Here is a 20,653-nt window from a genome sequence, read left to right as displayed (position 1 = left end):
CCGCGGCCCATGGGCGACGAAGGTATGGGCACCGCTAATACATAGGTATGATTCCCGGCCGCCGCCGCGGGCCTTACGCTGAAAACCGTCACCCGCATGCATGGCGTGCCATGCGCGGTTCCCCACGCGTTTGTCGAGGTCCGCCTCTTGAATTCCGCCCAGCTAGTTGCGATTGTCGACGACGACGAGTCCATCCGCATGGCCACGGCCAGCCTCGTGCGCTCGCTCGGGCGGCAGACCCGGCAGTTCGAATCCGCCGAAGCCTTCCTGGCGTTCGGGGAGCTTGCCGACTTCGCCTGCGTGATCTCGGATTTCATGATGCCGGGCATGACCGGCGTGGCGATGCACGAGCGGATGCTGGCGCTGGGCTACCGGCTGCCAACGTTCTTCATCACCGCCTTTCCGTCCGATGAACTGAAGGCACGCGCGCTGACCAACGGCGCGCTGGCGGTGCTGCACAAGCCGGTGGACGCCGATGACATGGCGCACTGGCTCGACGTGGCGCTGGGCTAGTTCGGCTTGTGCTGCCGGGCATCGAGCCCGAGCAGTTCGGACTTCCGCACGAGGTCCGCCACCGAACGGGCGCCCATCTTGCGCATGGCCTGCCCCCGGTGGATCTTGACGGTCACTTCGCTCAAGTTCATCTCGCCGGCAATCTGCTTGTTCATCAGGCCCGTCACGACGAATGCCATGACCTCGCGCTCGCGCGGCGTCAGCGATTCGTAGGCGGCACGCAGCCCGGCGCTCGACTGTTCCGCCGCCAGGCGCTCGCCGTCGCGGGCCAGTGCATTCGAGACCGCGTCAAGCATGTCCTGGTCGCGGAAGGGCTTGGGGAGGAAGTCGACGGCACCAGCCTTCATCGCCTTGACCGTCATGGCGATGTCGCCGTGGCCGGTCATGAACACGATCGGCATGTGCAGGCCGCTGCGGGCCACCTGCTCCTGGAACGCCAGCCCGCTTTCGCCGCGCAGCCGTACGTCAAGGATCAGGCAGCTGGGCACCTCGGGCTTGTCGTACGCCATGAATTCCTGGGCGGACTCGAACGTCACCACGCGCAGCCCGATCGAGCGCAGCAGCCCATCCAGCGCGAGCCTGACCGATTCGTCGTCGTCCACGACGTACGCCATCCGCTCCTTGCCTTCGCGCGCACCCGGATTCAGCGCCGGACTCGACCACGCAGTCATCTCACCCTCCTCAGCCCACATGGCTTCCCATTCGGCATCGTAGTCATTCTAGGAGATGCGTGACAGGCGCCATCCGGCAATCACCGGGTTTCCGGAAAAGCGACAATGGCGCGGTTGCCGCCGGCTTGGCGAAGTGATACACACGCCATATCAGGAGATCAGGGATGGTCCGGGCCGGGGCACTCCGTATCGTCACGGTCCGCCTCGGCCACGCTGCGGCCCGGCGTCCAGGCCCGGCCGCGTGTGCGTTCGATCACGGGCAGGCGGTGCTGGATCGCTGCCTTGGCCAGCATGTGGGCGCTGATGGGCGCGGTGAGGAACAGGAAGGCCGTCACCAGCATCTCGTGCAGGCTCAGGCCGCCGCCGCGCACGCTGAAGTACACCACGGACGCCAGCACCACGCCGCCCACGCCGAGCGTGGTCGACTTGGTCGGCCCATGCAGCCGCATATAGAAATCGGGCAGCCGGGCCAGACCGATGGCGCCGATCAGCATGAAGCCGCTGCCGATCAGCAGCAGCACGCAGATCACGAGTTCGACCATGGGATGCATGCCGGTCTCCTAGCGCAGCTCGATGATGTCGCCACGCTGCAGGTACTTGGTCAACGCCACCGTGCCGATGAAGCCGGTTACCGCGATCAGCAGCGCGATCTCGAAGAACAGTGTGGAATCGATGACCATGCCGTACAGCACCAGCAGCGCGATGGCGTTGATGCTCAGCGTATCGAGCGCGATGATGCGGTCCGGCAGGCTTGGGCCGCGCAGCAGACGCGCCACGGTCAGGAGGAAAGCCAGCCCCTGGAGCGCCAGGGCAATTGGAATCACGACGGCAAGCATACGAAGATCTCCTTGAGCGGCGCCTCGTAGCGCGACTTGATCGTATCGACCAGCCGCGCCTCGTCGCGCAGGTTCAGAACGTGGATCAGCAGCACGCGCCGGTCGTCGCTCAGCTCGGCGCACAGCGTGCCGGGGCTCAGCGAGACGATGCTGATCAGCGCCGTAAGCGCCATTTCGTGGTCGAGGTCGAGCGGCACCTGGATGAACGCCGGCTGCATGCGCCGCATCGGCCCCAGCACCAGCGCAGCCACCTCCACGTTGGCGTGGACGATGTCGTACAGCACGCGTCCCGCCAGCCGCAGCATCAGGTCGGGCCGCCGCAACGCCATCGGGCGCAGCCAGAGCCGCCGGCCCACCAGCAGCGCGATAACCCACCCCAGCAACGCGCCGAGCAGGAGATGGCCCGCCGAGGCTTCGTTGACCAGCAACAGCCAGATCAGCAGCAGCACCACGCTGAGCCAGGGATGGGGAAACAGCCGTTTGAGCATCGCTCAGTCCCCCTGCGCTGGCGTGCCGAGCACGGCCTGCCGGTAGGCCGGGGTGTCGGTGAGCTGGCCCGCCGTGGCATCGACATAGCGCTCCACCTGCCCGGCAAACAGCACCAGTGCGAGATTGCCGGCGAGCAGGAACATCGCGCAAGCCAGCTTCCAGCGCCGCAGCACGACCCGGCGTCCCGGCGAGCGCACCCCATGGCGCACGTAGGGTGCGCTCCAGACCTGCCGGCTGCCGGTCCGGCTGGCCGCCACCAGCAACAGCAGGCTGGCGCCGAGGATGACCGGCCACGCGGCCGGCGCGCCGGGCCCGAGCGTGGCGCGCAGCAGCATGGTCTTGCCGATGAAGCCCGACATCGGCGGCAGCCCGATGGCCGTGACGATGGCCACGAGAAACAGCGCGCCCTCCATGCGCATGCCGGGCCGCTTGACCGCACGGCCGCCGGCCTTTCCGGCGGGACGCTCCAACGCGGGATCGGCTGGCTCCTGGCGCGTATCGAGCGCGCCGGCCAGCAGGAACAACGCGGCCGTGCAGAGCGTGGTGCTCGGCAGGTAGTACAGCACGGCGGCCCACGCGTCATAGGTCTGCAGGCTCGTGCCCGCCAGCAGCATTCCGACCGAAGTCAGCACCAGATACCCGGTCAGCACGCGCACCTCGCGCGCGGCCAGCGCGCCGATGGCGCCTACCGCCATCGTGGTCAGCGCCAGCCACCAGAGCCAGCCGTGCATGAAGCCAGCCAGCGGCCCGGTATCGAGCCCGAAGACCAGCGCCTGCGTGCGCAGCACCGCGTAGACGCCGACCTTGGTCATGACCGCGAACAGCGCGGCCACCGACGGCGTGGCCCCGGCGTAGGCGCGCGGCAGCCAGAAATAGAGGGGAAAGGCAGCGGCCTTGAGCAGGAACACCAGCAGCAGCATCGTGCCGCCTGCCACCGCCAGCGGCTGCGACGAGGCGTCGAGCGCCTGCAGCCGCACGCCCATGTCTACCATGTTCAGTGTCCCGGTCAGCCCGTACAGAATGCCGATGGCGATCAGGAAGAAGCTCGAACCGACCAGGTTGATCAGCACGTAGTGCAGCCCCGGCCCGATGCGCCGCGCGCCCCCGCCGTGAACCAGCAGCGAGTACGAGGCAATCAGCAGGATCTCGAAGAACACAAACAGGTTGAACAGGTCGCCCGCCAGGAAGGCGCCGTTGAGCCCCATCAGCTGGAACTGGAACAGCGCGTCGAAATGCCGCCCGAGCCGCGCATCGCCGCAACTGGCATGGACCGAGGCGGCCACCGCGAGGACTGCCGTCAACACCAGCATCAGCGCGCCCAGGCGGTCCAGTTGCAGGACGATGCCGAACGGCGCGGGCCAGTTGCCCATTGCCACGACGGGAATCGCGCCGCTGTCGGCCACGCACAGCAGCCAGACCGCCACCGGCAGCAGGGCCAGCGAGGCCGCCACCGATACGCCACGCTGCCAGGTCTGGCGGCGCGCCGGCATCATCGCAAGCAACGCGCCCGCGAACATCGGCACCAGCAGCGGCAGCAGCAGGGCCTGGTTCATGGGCGCTCCACGCCGTCAACGTGGTCCGTGCCTGACAGCCCGAGCGAGCGCAGCGACAGCACGATGGCGAACGCGGTCATCGCAAAGCTGATCACGATGGCGGTCAGCACCAGTGCCTGCGGCACGGGGTCGGCGTAGCGGGCACCGTCCATGATCACGGGCGGGCGGGCCGTGGCCAGGCGCCCCATCGAGAGCAGGAACAGCGTGACGGCATATGACATCAGTGTGAGCCCGAGCACCACGGTGAACGTGCGCGCGCGCAGCAGCAGGAACAGCCCGCTGGCGGTCAACACCCCGATCGTCACGGCGAACGCGGCTTCCATCATCGGCCTCCGTTGTGGTCATGCGTGCTGGCGAGGATGCGTTTGTCGCGCACACCGAGATGCGACACGATCAACAGCGTGGTGCCCACCACCGTGAAGTAGACGCCGAGATCGAACAGCATCGCGGTGGCCAGTTCGAACTCGCCGATCACGGGCAGGTGGAAATGCCCGAACGCGGTCGTCAGGAACGGATAGCCGAAGAACCAGCTGCCGAGGCCCGTCAGCCCGGCCAGCAGGATGCCGGCGCCCGCCATCACGCGATAGTTGACCATGATGCGCGACTCGGTCCACAACACGCCGCTGGCCACGTACTGCATCAGCAGCGCGATACTGGTGACCAGCGCGGCCACGAACCCGCCCCCGGGCAGGTTATGGCCGCGCAGCAGCATGAACACCGCCACCAGCAGCGTCAGCGGCAGCATCAGCCGCGCCAGGATGGCCAGCAGCAGCGGATGGCTCTGCCCGGCCCACGGCGACCCGTTGATATCGAACTGCGGCGCGGTGAGCCGCAAGCCCTTGAGCATGGCCTGCACGCCGAGCCCGGCCACCAGCAGCACACAGATCTCGCCGAAGGTATCGAAGCCGCGGAAATCCACGAGGATCACGTTGACGATATTGGTTCCGCCGCCCCCGCTGACGCTGTTGCGCACGAAGTACTCGCCGATCGAATCGTATGCCCGCGTCATGACCGCGTAGGCGGCGGCACTCGTGAACGCACCGCCGGCCAGCGCCAGTGCGCCGTCGCGCATCCAGCGCGCGGGCGTGGTCCGCCCCGGCGACTGGCCGTTGTCACCCGGCAGAAAGTAGAGAGCCAGCACCATCAGCAGGATCGTCACCACCTCGACCGTTACCTGCGTCAACGCGAGATCGGGTGCGGAAAACCGGCCGAACAGCAGCACCATCATCAGGCCGCACAGGCTCAGCATCGACAGCGCCGCCACCCGCTGGCGCCGCCAGCCCACCACCACGACCGCGCCCAGCGCGAGGATGGCGAGACCCGCGCCAGTGGCTGGGTCCAGCGGCGCGGGCGGCAGCGGCCCACGCAGCGCACCGATGGCGGCCGGGAAAGGCAGGGTGCCCGCGCCCAGCAGATACCAGGCCGGCAGCAGCACCATGGCCGCCACGAGCAGCGCCACATAGCGCTGCAGCGAGCCGTTTTCGAGCGCGGCGGTCAGCCGCGCGGCCACCCAGCCCAGCGCCCGCATCAGGTCCTCGAAGCGGTCCCGCGCGTTGAGCAGCGCCAGCGTCTCGTGGTGGCGATGGAACGCCTCGCGCCGGAAATAGAACAGCGCGGTACCCGCCACCAGCGAAACCAGGCTCATCACTAGCGGCAGGTTCACGCCGTGCCACGGGCTCAGGCTGTATTCGGGCGGCGGCCCGTTCAGCGTGGCCGCCGCCGTGATCTGCAGCAGCGCGCCGACCGTGATATTCGGCACCAGGCCCACCACCAGGCAGATCACGACCAAAATTTCGACCGGAAACTTCATCAACCGGGGTGGCTCGTGCGGCGGATAGTTGGGCAGGTCGTCGGGCTTGCCATCGAAGAATACGCCGTAGATGAAGCGCAGCGAATAGGCCACGCTGAGCGCGCCCGCCAGCGTGGCGGCAGCCGGCACGACCCAGTTGAAATAGCCGAACAGGTCCTGCGCCAGCGTCTCGCCGAAGAACATTTCCTTGCTCAGGAAGCCATTGAGCAGCGGCACGCCGGCCATCGACAGCGAGGCGACGATGGCCAGCGCGCCGGTATGGGGCATGTAGCGCCACAGGCCGCGCAGCCGCGTCAGGTCACGCGTGCCGGTTTCGTGATCGATGATGCCGGCAGCCATGAACAGCGACGCCTTGAACACCGCGTGATTGATGATGTGGAACAACGCGGCCACCGTGCTCAGTTGGGTGTCGAGCCCGAACAGCAACGTGATCAGCCCCAGGTGGCTGATCGTGGAGTAGGCCAGCAGCCCCTTCAGGTCGCGCTGCAGCAGCGCCATCGCCGCGCCGCCCACCAGCGTGATCAGGCCCGCCAGGCTGACGATATAGAACCACCATGGCGTGCCGTCGAGCACCGGATACAGCCGCGCCAGCAGGAAGACGCCTGCCTTTACCATCGTGGCAGAGTGCAGATAGGCCGAGACCGGGGTCGGCGCCGACATTGCGTGCGGCAGCCAGAAGAAGAACGGAAACTGCGCCGACTTGGTGAAGGCTCCAAGCAGCACCAGCACCAGCATCGCCGGATACAGCGGATGGCGCTGCACCATGCCGCCCTGTGCCAGTACGTCCGACAGTTCCAGGCTGCCGCAGATCCGGCCCAGCAGCAGTACACCCGCCAACAGCGCCAGCCCGCCCGCGCCGGTGACCGTCAGTGCCATGCGGGCACCCTTGCGCGCTTCGGAGCGGTAGGACCAGAACCCGATCAGCAGGAACGACACGATGCTGGTCATCTCCCAGAACACCAGCATCAGCAGCAGGTTGCCCGACAGCACCACGCCCAGCATTGCGCCCATGAACAGCAGCAGCAGCGTGAAGAAACGTACCGTGGACGCCACTCGGGGCAGGTAGTAGCGGGCGTAGACCGTCACCAGCAGGCCAATCCCGTCGATCAGCAGCGCGAAGGTGAAGGACAGGCCGTCGAGGCGCAGGCTCAGGTTCAGGCCGATCGAGGCGAGCCACTCGCGGCGCCACGCGAAGACGGTGCCGCCCTCGATGCCGGGCCACGCCGTCGCCAGCACGCCGAGTCCGGCCAGCGCAGTGACGGCGGCGATGGCGAACGCGGCCGTCGCGCCCGCGCGCTTGCAGAGTTGAACGATCAACGCGCCGGCAAAGGGCAGCGCCACTAGCGCGATCATCAGCATCGGCGGGGCTCCGGCGCTGGCTGTAGCGTCATCGGGTCTCCTGTCGAATCCCCTCTCCCGCTATCGGAAGGGGGGCGGGGGAGAGGGTGAGCGGTTCAGATTGTGACCTGTGGGGGATGGGCCACCGGCCCTCTTCCCCGGCCCCGTATCCCACGCGCGGGAGAGGGACGCAGAACAGGGAAGAAACAGACGCCGGGAGCACATCGTCCCCATTCTGCCCCACGACCGCCGTCCCGGCCAGTCGGTTTTCTCTGACGCACCCGTCGCCCGGACGAAAAAATGCCGGCCTCCGGGGCCGGCATGATTCGCCTGCATACAGAAAAACCTACATCCGCACCGGCCCGGGAAACGCCTTGAGCCCTACCCACATCACGCCGATCACCATGTTCACCGGGACGCTGAGTGCTCCGGGCAGGTAGAAGATCACGGACAGGCCCGGTTCGCGCATCAGCACCTCCACGGCGCAGCCCATGCCATAGAGCGCCACGCCGCACCAGAGCCAGCGGCGCATATAGGTCAGCAGCCAGTGGGCGCGCGCCTGGTTGAAGCGCCAGGCGGCGGCGCGCGCCATGACGTCGCCCCGGCTGGCGTCCTTGAACAGCCAGTCGAAGAAGAAATAGCGGTACAGCAGCGTGCGGAAAGCGAGCTCTTGCATGGTGGACCTTCACAGGCAATGACCGTGCCCGTGCCACCCCGGCGCACGGACACCACTAACTGTAGTCAGTTGCCGCGCACGCGGTAATTTTTTCACGGCAAGACCTGCAAATCCGGCTGCGCGCCGGACGCAAGCCTTGCCGAAGGCGTCAGGCGCCGTCGAGGAACGGATTGCGCTGCCCCAGGCGGGTGCCGAGCGCATCGGGCGGCAGCGACATGCTGGCCGGATCGACCGCGGCCGGCGGTGGCGGCGGGGCATAGGCCGTGTTGGGGGCAACGGCACCGGGCGCCGGCGGCACGCCAGTCTGCACGCCCTGCATCGAGCCCTGGGCGTAAGGGTTGGGCTGCTGCTGGACCGGGGCAGCTACCGGCGGCGGCGGCGCCAGCGGGGCCGGCTGGTAGGACTGCGGGGCGGGCATCGGCTGGGCCTGCTGGGCGGGAAACTGCTGCGCCAGCAGCGGATACGACGCGACCAGCGCACCAGCCATCAACAGGGATTTCGCCAGATGTTGCTTCATTCAGATTCCTCCGTTAAAACGCCTACAGGCATTGGGAACGCCCACTGTAGCGTCGAGGCCTCTGACATTCTGTGCCATTTTGCAACCGTCATTTACGAGCCTTGCGGCGTGCCCGCCACTGCTGATATTTACGCGCGCGGATCGTCCCCGGTTGCCGCCGGTCGTCCCGATTGTCGCGATTCCCCCGATTGTCCCGGCCCGTGGTCAGCCGTCCGCGCCAACCGGGACCGGTGTCCCGATACGCCGCGCGCAGGGATGGCTACGCTGTCGTCCTTCCCCGCGCAGCCCGTGCGGGCGCAAACCGGAGCACACCATGGCACTTACCGATGGCCGAGGCCTGACCGTTTCCACCCAGCACGCACGTTCGGTCGAGCGCTTCGACGCGGCGCTGCACCTGCTCAACGGCTACTACGGCGACCCGCTGACGGCCATCGACGCCACGCTGGAAGCCGATCCGGCATTCGTGATGGGCCACGCGCTGCGCGCCGGCCTGATGGTGACGGCGGGCGACGGCACGGCGGCCCCGCTGCTGCGCCAGAGCGTGGAAGCCGGCGAGGCCCTGCTGGCCCATGCCAACGACCGCGAGCGCCGCCATATCGCCGCGGCACGGGCATGGCTGGACGGACGCTTTTACCGCGCGCTGCAGCAATACGGCGAGATCGTGGTCGATTACCCGCGCGACCTGCTCGCCATCCAGGTGGCCCACCTCTGCGATTTTCTGCTGGGGCAGTCATCGATGCTGCGCGATCGCATCGGCCAGGTGCTGCCGCACTGGGACGCACAGATGCCCGGCTACAGCTACCTGCTCGGCATGCAGGCATTCGGCTTCGAGGAGACCCAGCTCTATGCGCGGGCCGAGGATGCCGGCCGCCGCGCACTCGCCCTGAACCCGCGCGACCCCTGGGCGGTACACGCCGTGGCGCATGTGATGGAAATGGAGGGGCGCATCGACGATGGCGCGGCCTGGCTCGAAGGCCGGCAGGCAGACTGGGCCGACGACAACATGCTGGCCGTGCACAACTGGTGGCATCTGGCGCTGTTCCGGCTCGAAGCGGGCGATACGGCCGCCGTGCTCGACCTCTACGACCGGCACGTGGCGCGGCCCGCCCCCGCCATCGCACTCGATCTCGTGGATGCGTCGGCAATGCTGTGGCGGCTGCACCTGCGCGGCGTCGACGTGGGCGATCGCTGGCAGCCGGTGGCCGACGACTGGCTCGGACGGGGCGCCCATGGCTACTACGCGTTCAATGACGTGCACGCGATCCTGGCCAGCCTGGGCGCGGGCCGCCCCGAGGCGGCGTCCGAACTGCGCGCCGGACTGATGGCCGCGGCACAAGGCAGCGGGACGAACGCCGCCATGGCGCGCGACGTGGGGCTACCCGTGGCCGACGCACTGATTGCCTTCGCGCACGGCGACTACGACCTCACCATCGAACGGCTGCTGCCGGTGCGGCTCATCGCGCACCGCTTCGGCGGCAGCCATGCGCAGCGCGACGTGCTCGCCCTCACGCTGATCGAGGCAGCGCTGCGGGCAGGCCGGGGCAACCTGTCGCAGGCACTGGCCGCCGAGCGCGCCGCGCTCAAGCCCATGAGCCCCAGCCTTGAACTGCTGGTGCGGCGCGCCGCCGCGTGCGGTACCCGCAGCGAACTCAGGGCCGCTTGACGGTCACGCGCAGGAACGTGGCGGGGATCGACGTCGTGCCGTCCCTGCCGCCCTTGTTCTGCGCCGTGAACAGCGCCTCCAGCTCGCGCTGCAGGTCGTCGGCCCGCCCATTGGCCTCGGCGGCCGCAAAGGCGTTCATGGTCGGCCCGTAATAGTTGCGGAACACGGCCAGCAGCTCGGATGGAGAGCCCGGGAACTGGAACTCGTAGGTTTCCCTGGAAAACGAGATGTTCTCGGGCGGCACGCCGGCCTTGCCGAAGCGCTCGGTCACGGCGGCCTCGCTGCCCCACAGCATCGGGCTGATGAAGCCCTCCGGCGGCGGTGGCGAATAGCTCATGCTGGTCTTGAGCACTTGCGCCACGAGCGTGGGATCGTTTGGAATCCAGTTGCCCATGACGATGCGCCCGCCCGGCTTGACCACGCGCACCAGTTCGCGCGCCACGTCGTCGGGCTTGGGCGCGAACATCGCACCGAACATGCTCAGCGCGAGGTCGAAGGTCTGGTCCGGCAGGTCGGTCAGCGCGCAGGCGTCGCCCTCCTGGAACCGCAGGTTGGCGAGCCCGGCCTCCTCCGCCCGCCGCTTGCCGGCCGCCACGAGGTTGCTGGCGATGTCCACGCCCAGCACCTCGGCACCGCGTTTCGCCGCGGGCAACGCCGTGGTGCCGTCGCCACAGCCAAGGTCAAGCACCTTCATGCCCGGCTTGACGCCCAGGCTCTCCACCACCTTGTCGCCACTCTCGCGCATGGTGGCCGCCAGCCGTGTGAAATCGCCCTTCTCCCACAGCGCCTTGTTCGGATTTGTCGCGTTCATCTGCTGTCTCCCCTTTCGATCGATGGCGGCGGGCACACTGCAAGGGCAGCGGCCCGGCCGTGGCCCCCGGGGTTCTGGTTTTGTAGACCATGGCCCTCGGGCAATCAATCGATAGTTGACCCCTCGCCCGGGTGGACCGGGCTCGGAACGCAGAAACCCCGCCGGCAACTGCGTTGCGCGGCGGGGTGGTCACTGCAATGTGACGGCTAGGCCATCATCAGGTGGACGACTTGCCCGGTGTGGTGGTGCCACCGTGCGGGTCGGTGCCCGCCGGAGGGGTGCCGCTGCGGCCGGCCTCCAGGCCACCGCCGTAGCTGCTGGCCGACGAGCCCGTGGCGCTGCCGCTCGTGCTCATGCCGCTGACCTGCCCCTGCTGCTGGGCCGTCTTGTTGCTCGCACCGCTGCCCGAGCTGCCGCCCGTCGTGCCGGCCGCCGTGCCCTGGCCCGCGGTGTTCTGGCTCGCGGTGTTCTGGCTCGCGGTCTGGCCGGCCTGCCCCAACTGGCCGGTCAGGCCGGGCTGCGACGACTGGCTGGCCCAGTTCGAGCCGCCGCCTTGCTGGCCGCCCTCCTGACGCGAGACACGGATGCGGTTCTGCACCTCCTTGACGCCGAAGATCTCGTCGGCGATGTCCTCGATACGATACTTCTGCTGCCGATCCTGCACGGCGCCATTCAGCGTCACCACGCCTTCGGAAACACTGACTTCCACATCGCGCACATCGAGGCGGCCCGAGTGCGTCAGGCGCTCGCAAAGATCCTCGCGGATGCGGTCGTCGGAGCGCGTGTAGCCCTTCGGACCCACGCGTTGCCGGCGCTGCTGCGATTCGCCGCCGAAGCTCTCATAGCCCTGGCCGCCTTCACCGCCCTGGCCGCCCTGGCCCCAGCGCCCCCCCTGGCTACCCTGGCCGCGCGTCATGCCGCTGCGCTCGTTTGCCCCGGTGAACTGTTCGTAGCCGCGCCGCTCGGCGTCGCCAGCACCGCCTTGACGGCCACCCATGCCACCATAGCCGCCATAGCTGCGTTCAAGCGAGGTCTGGCTGCTTGCGCCGCCCGAACCGCCCCAACGCTGCTGGCCCTGGCCGCGCTGGCCGCCTCGATCGCGGTTTTCGTCCCACGACTGCATGCCCTGCTGCTCGCTGCCCCGGCGCCATTGCTGCTGGCGTCCCGGCTGGTGGCCCATATTGCTGCTGTCTTCCTGATGCCAGTCGCCCCAGCGCTCGCGTTCACCGCCGCGCTGCTGCCCGAAACGCTGCTGGCCGAAGCGTTCGTCGCCACCGCGCCCCGAGCGCCCCTCGCCATACTCGCCATAGCGGCCTTCGCCATAGCCCTGGTCGCGGCGCCCGTAGCCCTGCTCGCCACGTCCATAGCGCTCATCGCTGCGGCGGGCGCCCTGCGAGCGTTGCAGGTCGCGCTGGTAATCCTCGCGCCCGTAGCCTCCGCCCTGCCCACCCTGGCCGTAGCCACCCTGGCCCCACTGCCCGCCCTGGCTGCGGCTCTGTTCACGGCCGCCACCGTAGCCTTGCGAAGAACGATAGGCGTCATCGTCCTGCGTGCGCTGCGGGCCCTGGTAGCCCTGGCCGGCACCCTGGTTCGCACGCATGCCGGTATAGCGTTCATCTTCCATGCGTTGGGAGTTGCCGCCAAAGTCCCGGTCGCGGCCCCACTCTCGGTCGGTCTCGCGGCCATAGCCGCCACGCTGGTTGCCGCCCCGGCTGCTGTCTTCGTTGCCATAGTGGCTCGACGACGAGGACGACGAGAGATCGCGCTGCCAGTCACTGCCGCCACCTTGCTGCCGCTGCGCGCCGCCCTGCCAGTCCTGGCTGCCGCCCTGCTGCCGTTGCGACATCCAGGCGCCGCTGTCGGCTTGCTGCTGGCGCTGCCAGGATCCGCTGCCGGATTGTCGGTCGCCACGTTGTGCACTGCCGCGCTGGTCGTCCGTGTAGCGGTCGTCCGAACCATTGCGTCCGTTGTTGTCCTGAGCCATGTGCGTCTCCGGTAAGTGCGTCAAGGGAATGACTGCACGGTACGGGCGGCCTGTAACCAGCCCATGCCGCGCATTGCGAATCGTTCTTGACGCAAGTTCCATACCGCTGCGGCATGCGTAGCGGGAGGCACCTGAACCTGCGCCCGGCCCCCGGCACGGCCCGCCAATCTTTCACTGCCGTATAAAAGCTGCGCATGCGCCCGGAGAAGCGTTGGCGCCTCAACGCGCCCCTGTCGGCGTTTGTCTGATTCGTCGCCCGCAGCATTGATCACGCGGTCAGGTTCCGCATAATCCGCCTGTCAGTCAAAGACAGGAGAGCCCCTTGAAACGATCCGTCCTGCACTTCACCGCCGCAAGCGCCGTGCTGGTTGGCTGCGCGTTGCTCGTCCAGGCCTGTGGCGGCTTCGCGGCTGGCAAGCGTGGTAACCACGCCGTGCCGCAGCCCGCCAAGACCGTCGACCTGCAGCGCTATCTCGGCAAGTGGTACGAATATGCGCGCTACGAGAACAGGTTCGAGCGCGGCTGCGAGGCTGTCACCGCCGAGTACGGCCTGCGCGAAGACGGCCTGGTCTCGGTGCGCAACACATGCGGCAATGGCGGCGAGAAAGGCGGCGGCGCGCGCGTCTCCGAAGGGCGCGCCAAGGTAGTGCCCGACAGCGGCAACGCCAAGCTCAAGGTCTCGTTCTTCGGCCCGTTCTACGTGGGCGACTACTGGGTGCTCGACCACGCCGACGACTACAGCTGGTCCATCGTCGGCGAGCCTTCGGGACGCTACCTGTGGATCCTCACGCGCGAAGCCCGTCCCGACGAATCGGTGGGCCTGATGCTGATGGAGCGGGCCCGCGCGCTGGGTTATGACACGGCCATGCTGCGCAAGACCGCGCAGTGACAGCCCGGGCCCCGCCTTGCTCGGCGATGGCCGGGGTCTCCGGCTTCGGATGGCTCATGCGTCACATTCGCTGCTGGTGCAATTCCTGGAAACCCGCGCGACCCACGACTGACTGCGGCGCGCACGGGGCGGGACGGTATGGGATAATCCCCGGCTTTGCCCCGGGCGCGACTCAAGAGGTTGCCAGCACGGGCGAGCGAAGGGCCCCAATCCCGCTGGCCCGCCTGATTTCACGCGCCGTTTCACGCGACACTTCTTCAGCACCCACAAAATGCCCGCATACCGTTCCAAAACCTCCACCGCCGGCCGCAACATGGCGGGGGCCCGCTCGCTGTGGCGCGCCACCGGCATGAAAGACGACGACTTCAACAAGCCGATCATCGCGGTGGTCAATTCGTTCACCCAGTTCGTGCCCGGCCACGTCCACCTGAAGGACCTGGGCCAGTTGGTGGCGCGCGAGATCGAGGCCGCCGGCGGCGTGGCCAAGGAATTCAACACGATCGCCGTGGACGACGGCATCGCCATGGGCCATGACGGCATGCTGTACTCGCTGCCGAGCCGCGACATCATCGCGGATTCGGTCGAGTACATGGTCAATGCCCACTGCGCCGACGCAATGGTCTGCATCTCGAACTGCGACAAGATCACCCCGGGCATGCTGATGGCCGCGATGCGCCTGAACATCCCCGTGATCTTCGTCTCGGGCGGCCCGATGGAAGCGGGCAAGACGCGCCTGGCCAACCCGGTCACCAAGCAGATCGAGTTCAAGAAGCTCGACCTGGTGGACGCCATGGTGATCGCCGCCGATTCGAACTACTCCGACGCCGAGGTGGCCGAGGTGGAACGCTCCGCCTGCCCCACCTGCGGTTCGTGCTCGGGCATGTTCACCGCCAACTCGATGAACTGCCTGACCGAGGCGCTGGGTCTCTCGCTGCCGGGCAACGGCACCGTGGTGGCCACGCACGCCGACCGCGAGCAGCTGTTCAAGCGCGCCGGCCGCCGCATCGTCGACCTGGCCCGCATGTACTACGAGCAGGAAGACGAGCGCGTGCTGCCCCGCTCGGTGGGCTTCAAGGCGTTCGAGAACGCCATGACGCTGGACATCGCCATGGGCGGCTCCACCAACACGATCCTGCACCTGCTGGCCATCGCGATGGAGGCCGGCATCGAGTTCACGATGTCCGACATCGACCGCCTGTCGCGCGTGGTGCCGCAGCTCTGCAAGGTGGCGCCGAATACGAACAAGTACCACATCGAGGACGTGCATCGCGCGGGCGGCATCATGGCCATCCTCGGTGAGCTCGACCGCGCGGGCAAGCTGCATACCGATGCCCCGACCGTGCATTCGGCTACCCTCGGCGACGCACTGGACCAGTGGGACATCGTGCGCACCAAGGATGAAGCGGTACGCAAGTTCTACATGGCTGGCCCGGCCGGTATCCCGACGCAGGTCGCCTTCAGCCAGGACACGCGCTGGCCGAGCCTGGACCTGGACCGTGCAGAAGGGTGCATCCGCTCCTACGAACATGCGTTCTCGAAGGAAGGCGGCCTGGCCGTGCTGTTCGGCAACATCGCGCTCGACGGCTGCGTGGTGAAGACCGCCGGCGTGGACGAGAGCATCCACGTGTTCGAGGGTTCGGCCCACGTCACCGAATCGCAGGACGAGGCCGTCGAGAACATCCTGAACGACAAGGTCAAGGCCGGCGACATCGTGATCGTGCGCTACGAGGGCCCGAAGGGCGGCCCCGGCATGCAGGAAATGCTCTACCCGACCAGCTACATCAAGTCGAAGGGTCTGGGCAAGGCTTGCGCACTGCTGACCGATGGCCGCTTCTCGGGTGGCACCTCGGGCCTGTCGATCGGCCACTGCTCGCCCGAAGCGGCCGCCGGTGGCGCCATCGGCCTGGTGCGCGACGGCGACCGCATCCGCATCGACATCCCGAACCGCACGATCAATGTGCTGGTGTCAGACGAGGAACTGGCACGCCGCCGCGAGGAACAGAACGCGCGTGGCTGGAAGCCGGCCAAGCCGCGTCCGCGCAAGGTCTCGGGCGCACTCAAGGCCTACGCCAAGCTGGTGATGTCTGCCGACAAGGGCGCCGTGCGCGATCTGTCGCTGCTGGACGACTGATTCCTGGTTTTCTCCCCTCTCCCGCAATGCGGGAGAGGGGAGAAAGCCGGCGGCATTGGACTCCGCATCCCCCTGAACTTCCGCGTCATCCGCCTGTCGCTAAGGATTGCCACCCTTAGAACAGGAAGCAAGTCCGATGAACGCTGCAGTCATCCTTTCCCACCCCTGGTTCAACACCTGGACCGCCGCCGTCATCGCCGTCATCGCGGCGCTGGTGGTGCATCGTATCGGTGGCCTGCTGTTGTTGCGCGTCACCCGCTCCACACTGGTATTGAACGCCATCGTGGTCAAATCGCGCGCACCGGCCAAGTTCGTCTTGCCGCTGCTGGCGCTGCAGACCGTCTGGCAGGCCGCGCCCGACGACCTGCGCTGGATCGACAGTGTCCGGCACGTAAACGGCCTGCTGATGATCGTCGGCACCACATGGCTGGTGGTGCGCATCATCGCGGGCTTTGCGCAGGGCGTGCTGGACCGCCACCCCGTGGACGTGGCCGACAACATCCATGCGCGCCGCATCCATACGCAAACCCGCGTGCTCTCGCGCATCGCCATGACGCTGGCCGTGGTGATGGGCACCGCGCTGCTGCTGATGACGTTCCCCGGTGCGCGCCAGGTGGGGGCCAGCCTGCTGGCGTCGGCCGGGGTGGTCGGCCTGATTGCCGGCTTCGCCGCCAAGCCCGTGTTCAGCAACCTGATCGCCGGGCTGCAGTTGGCGTTGACCCAGCCGATCCGGCTCGATGACGTGCTGATCGTCGAGGGCGAATGGGGGCGCGTGGAGGAGATCGGCGGCAGCTACGTGGTGCTGCGGATCTGGGACGAGCGCCGCATGATCATCCCGCTCCAGTACTTCATCGAGAAGCCGTTCCAGAACTGGACGCGCAGCAGCGCCCAGCTGACCGGCTCGGTATTCTTCTACGTCGACTATGGCATGCCGCTGGCGCCGCTGCGCAAGGAACTGGAGCGCATCGTCCACGCCGCGCCCGAGTGGGACCGCCGCTTCTTCAACCTCGTGGTGACCGACGCCACCGAACGCACGATGCAGCTGCGCGTGCTGTGCACCGCTGCGTCCTCGGGCCTGGCCTGGGACCTGCGCTGCGTGGTGCGCGAGGGCCTGATCGCGTTCATGCAGCGCGAATACCCGCAGCATCTGCCGCGCCTGCGCTTCGAGGGCGAACCGGCCGAGGCCGCTCCGCGCCGGGCACACGCCCGCGCCGATCTAGCCGACGTGTCGTGACAGCACCGCGTCGCGCGGGCCGGCGTCGATGACGCGACCCGCCTCGACCACGACGATGGTGTCGAAGCGGGACAGCAGGCTGGGCCGGTGCACCGAGGCCACGATGCAGGCCGAGGGAAACGCCGCGAACATGCGGTCGAACACGCGGCCCTCGGCATGCGGGTCGAGCGCGCTGGTGGGTTCGTCGAGCAGCAGCAGCGAACTGCCCCGCGCCGCCAACGCGCCGCGCGACAACGCCAGCCGCTGCCGCTGGCCGCCCGAGAGATTGCTGCCGCGCTCGTTCAGCGGGCTCGCCAGTCCGTCGGGCATTCTTTCCAGCACCTCGTCGAAGACCCCGGTATGGACTGCCGAGCGCAGCGCGGCGCCATCGGCCGGCTCGCCGAAGGTCAGGTTCTCCTCGACGCTGGCCTCGAAGACTTCGGCCTCCTGCGGAATCAGCGTGCCCAGCGTGCGCAGGACCGCCCAGTCCACCGGCGCCCCGTCGCACCGCAGTTCGCCCTGCTGCGGCCGGTACAGCCCGGCCAGCAGACGCAGCAGCGTGCTCTTGCCGCCCCCGCTCGGACCGATCAGCGCGATGCGCGCGCCCCGGCGCAGCGTCAGGTCGATGGCGTGCAGGCCGCCCCTGGCGTCATCGGCATAGCGCAGCGTGGCGCCGCGCAGATCCAGCGCCTGCCACGGCGCATCGGCCACGATGGCAGGCGTGGCGGCGTCGGGCTCGCCGGGCGCGGCCCAGATCGGCTCGGCGCTGCCGAAATCGGTATGCATGCGCGCAAAGCTCTGGAAGTTCGCCGCCATCGCGCCAACTACCGTGGCGGCCTGCTGCGCGTACTGGTAGATCATGAAGATCGTGCCGAGCAGCACCACCTGCCCGGGCTGGCGCGTCTGCAACACGTAGACCACCACCAGGATCCACGTCAGCCCCATGCCAAGCAGATCCACCGCAAACCATTTGCCCTCGTTGACCACCACCGCGCGGCGCAGCGGCGCCATCACGGCATCCATGCGATGGCCGAGCAGCCGGCGCGACGCGGCCTGCAGCCGCAGCCCCACCACGGTGCCGGCATTGCCCACGAAATCGAGCAGCGCGGCCGCATAGCGGCGCTCGGCATCGTTCTCGGCGCGCGCCAGCTGCATCAGCGTGCGGTCGAAGCGCAGGATGATCAGCGCCACCACGACGTAGCCTGTGACGGCGATCACGCCGCTGGTACGCGACAGCAGCGCCAGCGCGACGATCGGGCCGACGAAGTTGAACGCGCTCTGCAGGTAGCCGAACTGGTTCTGTGCAAAGTCCGACAGCGCCCGGCTCGATTGCACCACCCGGTGCTGCAGTTCGCCCGAATGGCGGCCATCGCGCCACGCCAGCGGCGCGGCGGCAATGCGCGCATAAAGCTGGTCCGCCAGCCGCTCGCGCACGCGCACGCCCACGTTGCGTTCCAGAATCCGTCCCGGGCCGTGCAGCAGCCAGGACAGCAGGTAGATGCCGACGAGCGCCAGGATCCAGCGCCCGGCCACGTCCATCTGCCCCTGCTGCAGCCCGTTGATGGCCTGCGCTGCCAGCCACGGCATGGTCAGCCGCAGCAGTTGGGCGGCTGAAAGCAGGCCGGCCGCGCCGAGCAGATGCGTCCGTACGCCACTGGCATGCCGCCACAGCGCGCGGTACAGCTCGCGCGCCGCGCTGCCCAGCCCGGTGGCCGGTGTGGGGGTGGAATCGGTCGTCGTCATGCGGTCATCACTCCTTTGCCATCGGCGGCGGTCGACTGGCGCAGTTTGCCGGGTGTGGCGGCAGCGGGCAAAGAAACCGTCGTGCGGCCACGACAGCTGCGCCCTTGTGGACGGACAGCATAGCCAATAGAATGCAAATCGTTCTCAATTACGCTGGGCGCACCGCGCCGGGACGGGATCGGCGCCATGGCACTGACGGAACCTGCTGGGGGCAGCGGGCAGGCATTTACCAGCATCTACCGCAGTCACCACGGCTGGCTGCTGAAGTTGCTATCACGCAAGCTTGGCAATATCGAGAGCGCCGCGGACCTGGCCCACGATACGTTTGCCCGGCTGTTGCACGCCGGCGATGCCGCGTCGCTGCGCGAGCCGCGCGCCTACCTCACCACTGTCTCCACGCGGCTGGCCGCCGATTTCTTTCGCCGGCAGGCTCTGGAACGCGCCTATCTGGACGCCATCGCGGGCCTGCCCGAGCCAGCCGTGCCCTCCCCTGAGACCCGCGCCCTCGTGCTCGAAGCCCTGACCGCCATCAGCCACGCGCTGGACCGTCTGCCAGCCCGCGTGCGCGATATCTTCCTGCTCTCCCAGGTCGATGGCCTGCCCTACCGGGACATCGCCGAGGAGATGGGAATTACCGTCAACATGGTCCAGAAGGCCATGGCCAAGGCATATGTGCAGTGCTGCCTCGTGCTTAACCGCTGATGGCCGCCCCGAGCGACAAGGCCCTCGAACAGGCCGCACTCTGGTTGACCACCTTCGAGTCGGGCGAAGCGACACCGGCCGATGAAGTGGCCTGCGCCCGCTGGCGCGGCGCCGATCCGGCGCATGAACTGGCCTGGCAGATGATCGCCGAGACCGCCGGCCATCTGCGCGACGGACTGGCCGGGGTGCCGCCGGGCGTCGTGCGGCATACCCTGCGCGGCGAGGCCGCGGTGCGGTCGCGGCGCCGGGCGCTCAAGGCGCTGGCCAGCGTCGGCGCCATCGCCTTGTCCGGCAGTGGCGGATGGATGATGGTGCGCACCGGCACCTATGACCGGCTGGCGGCGGACCATGCCACCAGGGCCGGCGAGCGGCGCACGGTCACGCTGCCGGACGGTACGGTCGTCACGCTCAACACAGCATCGGCCATCGACATTGCCTTCGACGCACAGCACCGGCAGGTCCGGTTGCGCGCGGGTGAGATAGACGTGCGCTCCGGGGCCGACGCTCTCGGCCGGCCGCTCGTGATCGCCACGCGCTTCGGGACGGTCTCGCCGATCGGCACGCGTTTCGTGGTGCGCGATATCGCGGCGTACGACGCGATTGCGGTAGGCGTGGCCGAGGGCGCCGTGCGGATCGAACCCGCCGCCGGCGGGCCGGCAGCCCGCGTCGAAGCCGGCCAGCAGGCAAGCTTCAGCCGGTCGTCGGTGAGCGCGCCTGCGCCGCTCGATCCCGGCCTCCGGGCGTGGCTCGACGGCATGCTCGTGGTACGCCGCATGCCGCTGCCCCGCTTCGTGGCCGAACTCGGCCGCTACCGGCGTGGCATCCTGCGCTGCGACCCGGCGCTGGACGGACTCGCCGTTTCCGGCGCCTTTCCGCTGGACGATACCGATGCGGCCCTGACGCTGCTGGCGAAGGCGCTGCCGGTCAGGGTCAGGGCCGTCACCCCGTACTGGATCACGATCCTGCCCCGCTAGCCGGCGCGCCCCTCGCTCCCTCGCTCCCCTGCCGACGCTCCCCCGCCGCCCTCGCCGCCGTATCGTGTCCCGTCGCCCTGGCCCTTCACGCTTCGCCATCGTCCTGCACGCCTGCGTGCTGGCGGCGGCGCTGCCGGCGG

At 68.4% G+C, this 20,653-nt stretch carries 19 protein-coding genes; 7 read left to right on the top strand and 12 right to left on the bottom strand.

What is annotated here, in order from left to right; all coding sequences use genetic code 11:
- The first annotated feature begins 147 nt into the window (after positions 1-147).
- Positions 148-513, top strand: a complete 366-nt coding sequence (locus EV147_RS17620; RefSeq protein WP_130392502.1) for a response regulator transcription factor — start codon at positions 148-150, stop codon at positions 511-513.
- On the opposite strand, the gene EV147_RS17615 is transcribed toward EV147_RS17620, so the two are convergent.
- From EV147_RS17615 to EV147_RS17575, 9 genes are all read right to left on the bottom strand, one after another.
- On the bottom strand, positions 510-1,184 hold the full coding sequence (locus EV147_RS17615; protein WP_130392501.1) for a response regulator transcription factor: 675 nt from the start codon (positions 1,182-1,184) through the stop codon (positions 510-512). The genes EV147_RS17620 and EV147_RS17615 overlap by 4 nt on opposite strands.
- A gap of 158 nt (positions 1,185-1,342) precedes the next feature.
- Complete coding sequence (locus EV147_RS17610; protein ID WP_130392500.1) at positions 1,343-1,735, bottom strand: Na+/H+ antiporter subunit G; 393 nt, start codon at positions 1,733-1,735, stop codon at positions 1,343-1,345.
- Between the two features lie 9 nt (positions 1,736-1,744).
- Positions 1,745-2,020: a K+/H+ antiporter subunit F gene (locus tag EV147_RS17605; RefSeq protein ID WP_130392499.1), complete on the bottom strand. Its 276-nt coding sequence runs from the start codon at positions 2,018-2,020 to the stop codon at positions 1,745-1,747.
- The gene (locus tag EV147_RS17600) at positions 2,005-2,508 is read right to left on the bottom strand and encodes a Na+/H+ antiporter subunit E (protein WP_130392498.1); all 504 of its coding nucleotides are present in this window, start codon (positions 2,506-2,508) and stop codon (positions 2,005-2,007) included. The genes EV147_RS17605 and EV147_RS17600 overlap by 16 nt, the downstream gene beginning before the upstream one ends.
- 3 nt (positions 2,509-2,511) lie before the next feature.
- Positions 2,512-4,062 (bottom strand): monovalent cation/H+ antiporter subunit D, encoded by a 1,551-nt coding sequence (locus EV147_RS17595; protein WP_130392497.1) that lies wholly within the window; start codon positions 4,060-4,062, stop codon positions 2,512-2,514.
- Positions 4,059-4,385 (bottom strand): Na+/H+ antiporter subunit C, encoded by a 327-nt coding sequence (locus EV147_RS17590; RefSeq protein WP_130392548.1) that lies wholly within the window; start codon positions 4,383-4,385, stop codon positions 4,059-4,061. Before EV147_RS17590 ends, EV147_RS17595 begins: the two co-directional genes overlap by 4 nt.
- Positions 4,385-7,231: a monovalent cation/H+ antiporter subunit A gene (locus EV147_RS17585; RefSeq protein WP_130392496.1), complete on the bottom strand. Its 2,847-nt coding sequence runs from the start codon at positions 7,229-7,231 to the stop codon at positions 4,385-4,387. The genes EV147_RS17590 and EV147_RS17585 overlap by 1 nt, the downstream gene beginning before the upstream one ends.
- Positions 7,232-7,556: 325 nt before the next feature.
- Positions 7,557-7,886 (bottom strand): hypothetical protein, encoded by a 330-nt coding sequence (locus EV147_RS17580; protein WP_130392495.1) that lies wholly within the window; start codon positions 7,884-7,886, stop codon positions 7,557-7,559.
- Between the two features lie 148 nt (positions 7,887-8,034).
- Positions 8,035-8,403, bottom strand: coding sequence for a hypothetical protein (locus EV147_RS17575; RefSeq protein WP_130392494.1), 369 nt, complete (start codon positions 8,401-8,403; stop codon positions 8,035-8,037).
- Positions 8,404-8,716: 313 nt separating this feature from the next.
- Here EV147_RS17575 and EV147_RS17570 point away from each other — a divergent pair, with 313 nt between their 5' ends.
- Complete coding sequence (locus EV147_RS17570) at positions 8,717-10,066, top strand: tetratricopeptide repeat protein (protein ID WP_130392493.1); 1,350 nt, start codon at positions 8,717-8,719, stop codon at positions 10,064-10,066.
- On the opposite strand, the gene EV147_RS17565 is transcribed toward EV147_RS17570, so the two are convergent.
- On the bottom strand, positions 10,053-10,877 hold the full coding sequence (locus EV147_RS17565) for a class I SAM-dependent methyltransferase (RefSeq protein ID WP_130392492.1): 825 nt from the start codon (positions 10,875-10,877) through the stop codon (positions 10,053-10,055). The two genes, EV147_RS17570 and EV147_RS17565, sit on opposite strands and share 14 nt — an antisense overlap.
- A 217-nt stretch (positions 10,878-11,094) precedes the next feature.
- Positions 11,095-12,861, bottom strand: coding sequence for a BON domain-containing protein (locus tag EV147_RS26295; RefSeq protein ID WP_235844797.1), 1,767 nt, complete (start codon positions 12,859-12,861; stop codon positions 11,095-11,097).
- Positions 12,862-13,183: 322 nt separating this feature from the next.
- On the opposite strand from EV147_RS26295, the gene EV147_RS17555 reads away from it, so the two are divergent.
- The 3 genes from EV147_RS17555 to EV147_RS17545 all read left to right on the top strand — a co-directional run bounded on the left by EV147_RS17555 (position 13,184) and on the right by EV147_RS17545 (position 17,115).
- A complete protein-coding gene (locus EV147_RS17555) occupies positions 13,184-13,750 on the top strand; it encodes a lipocalin family protein (protein WP_130392491.1) in 567 nt (188 codons plus the stop codon).
- Positions 13,751-14,021: 271 nt separating this feature from the next.
- On the top strand, positions 14,022-15,881 hold the full coding sequence (gene ilvD, locus EV147_RS17550; protein ID WP_130392490.1) for a dihydroxy-acid dehydratase: 1,860 nt from the start codon (positions 14,022-14,024) through the stop codon (positions 15,879-15,881).
- A 136-nt stretch (positions 15,882-16,017) separates the two neighbouring features.
- The gene (locus EV147_RS17545; RefSeq protein WP_130392489.1) at positions 16,018-17,115 is read left to right on the top strand and encodes a mechanosensitive ion channel family protein; all 1,098 of its coding nucleotides are present in this window, start codon (positions 16,018-16,020) and stop codon (positions 17,113-17,115) included.
- Here EV147_RS17545 and EV147_RS17540 read toward each other — a convergent pair.
- Complete coding sequence (locus EV147_RS17540) at positions 17,098-18,837, bottom strand: ABC transporter ATP-binding protein (protein WP_130392488.1); 1,740 nt, start codon at positions 18,835-18,837, stop codon at positions 17,098-17,100. The genes EV147_RS17545 and EV147_RS17540 overlap by 18 nt on opposite strands.
- 186 nt (positions 18,838-19,023) lie before the next feature.
- On the opposite strand from EV147_RS17540, the gene EV147_RS17535 reads away from it, so the two are divergent.
- Entirely contained in the window at positions 19,024-19,539 is a 516-nt protein-coding gene (locus tag EV147_RS17535; protein WP_130392487.1) for a sigma-70 family RNA polymerase sigma factor, read from the top strand.
- Entirely contained in the window at positions 19,539-20,513 is a 975-nt protein-coding gene (locus tag EV147_RS17530) for a FecR domain-containing protein (protein ID WP_130392486.1), read from the top strand. Before EV147_RS17535 ends, EV147_RS17530 begins: the two co-directional genes overlap by 1 nt.
- Positions 20,514-20,653 lie beyond the last annotated feature (140 nt).

The sequence above is a fragment of the Cupriavidus agavae genome (genome assembly GCF_004217045.1).
Taxonomy (GTDB): domain Bacteria; phylum Pseudomonadota; class Gammaproteobacteria; order Burkholderiales; family Burkholderiaceae; genus Cupriavidus; species Cupriavidus agavae.
The sequence above is the reverse complement of the archived record's forward strand: the minus strand, read 5'-3'. Positions and strand labels throughout refer to the sequence as shown.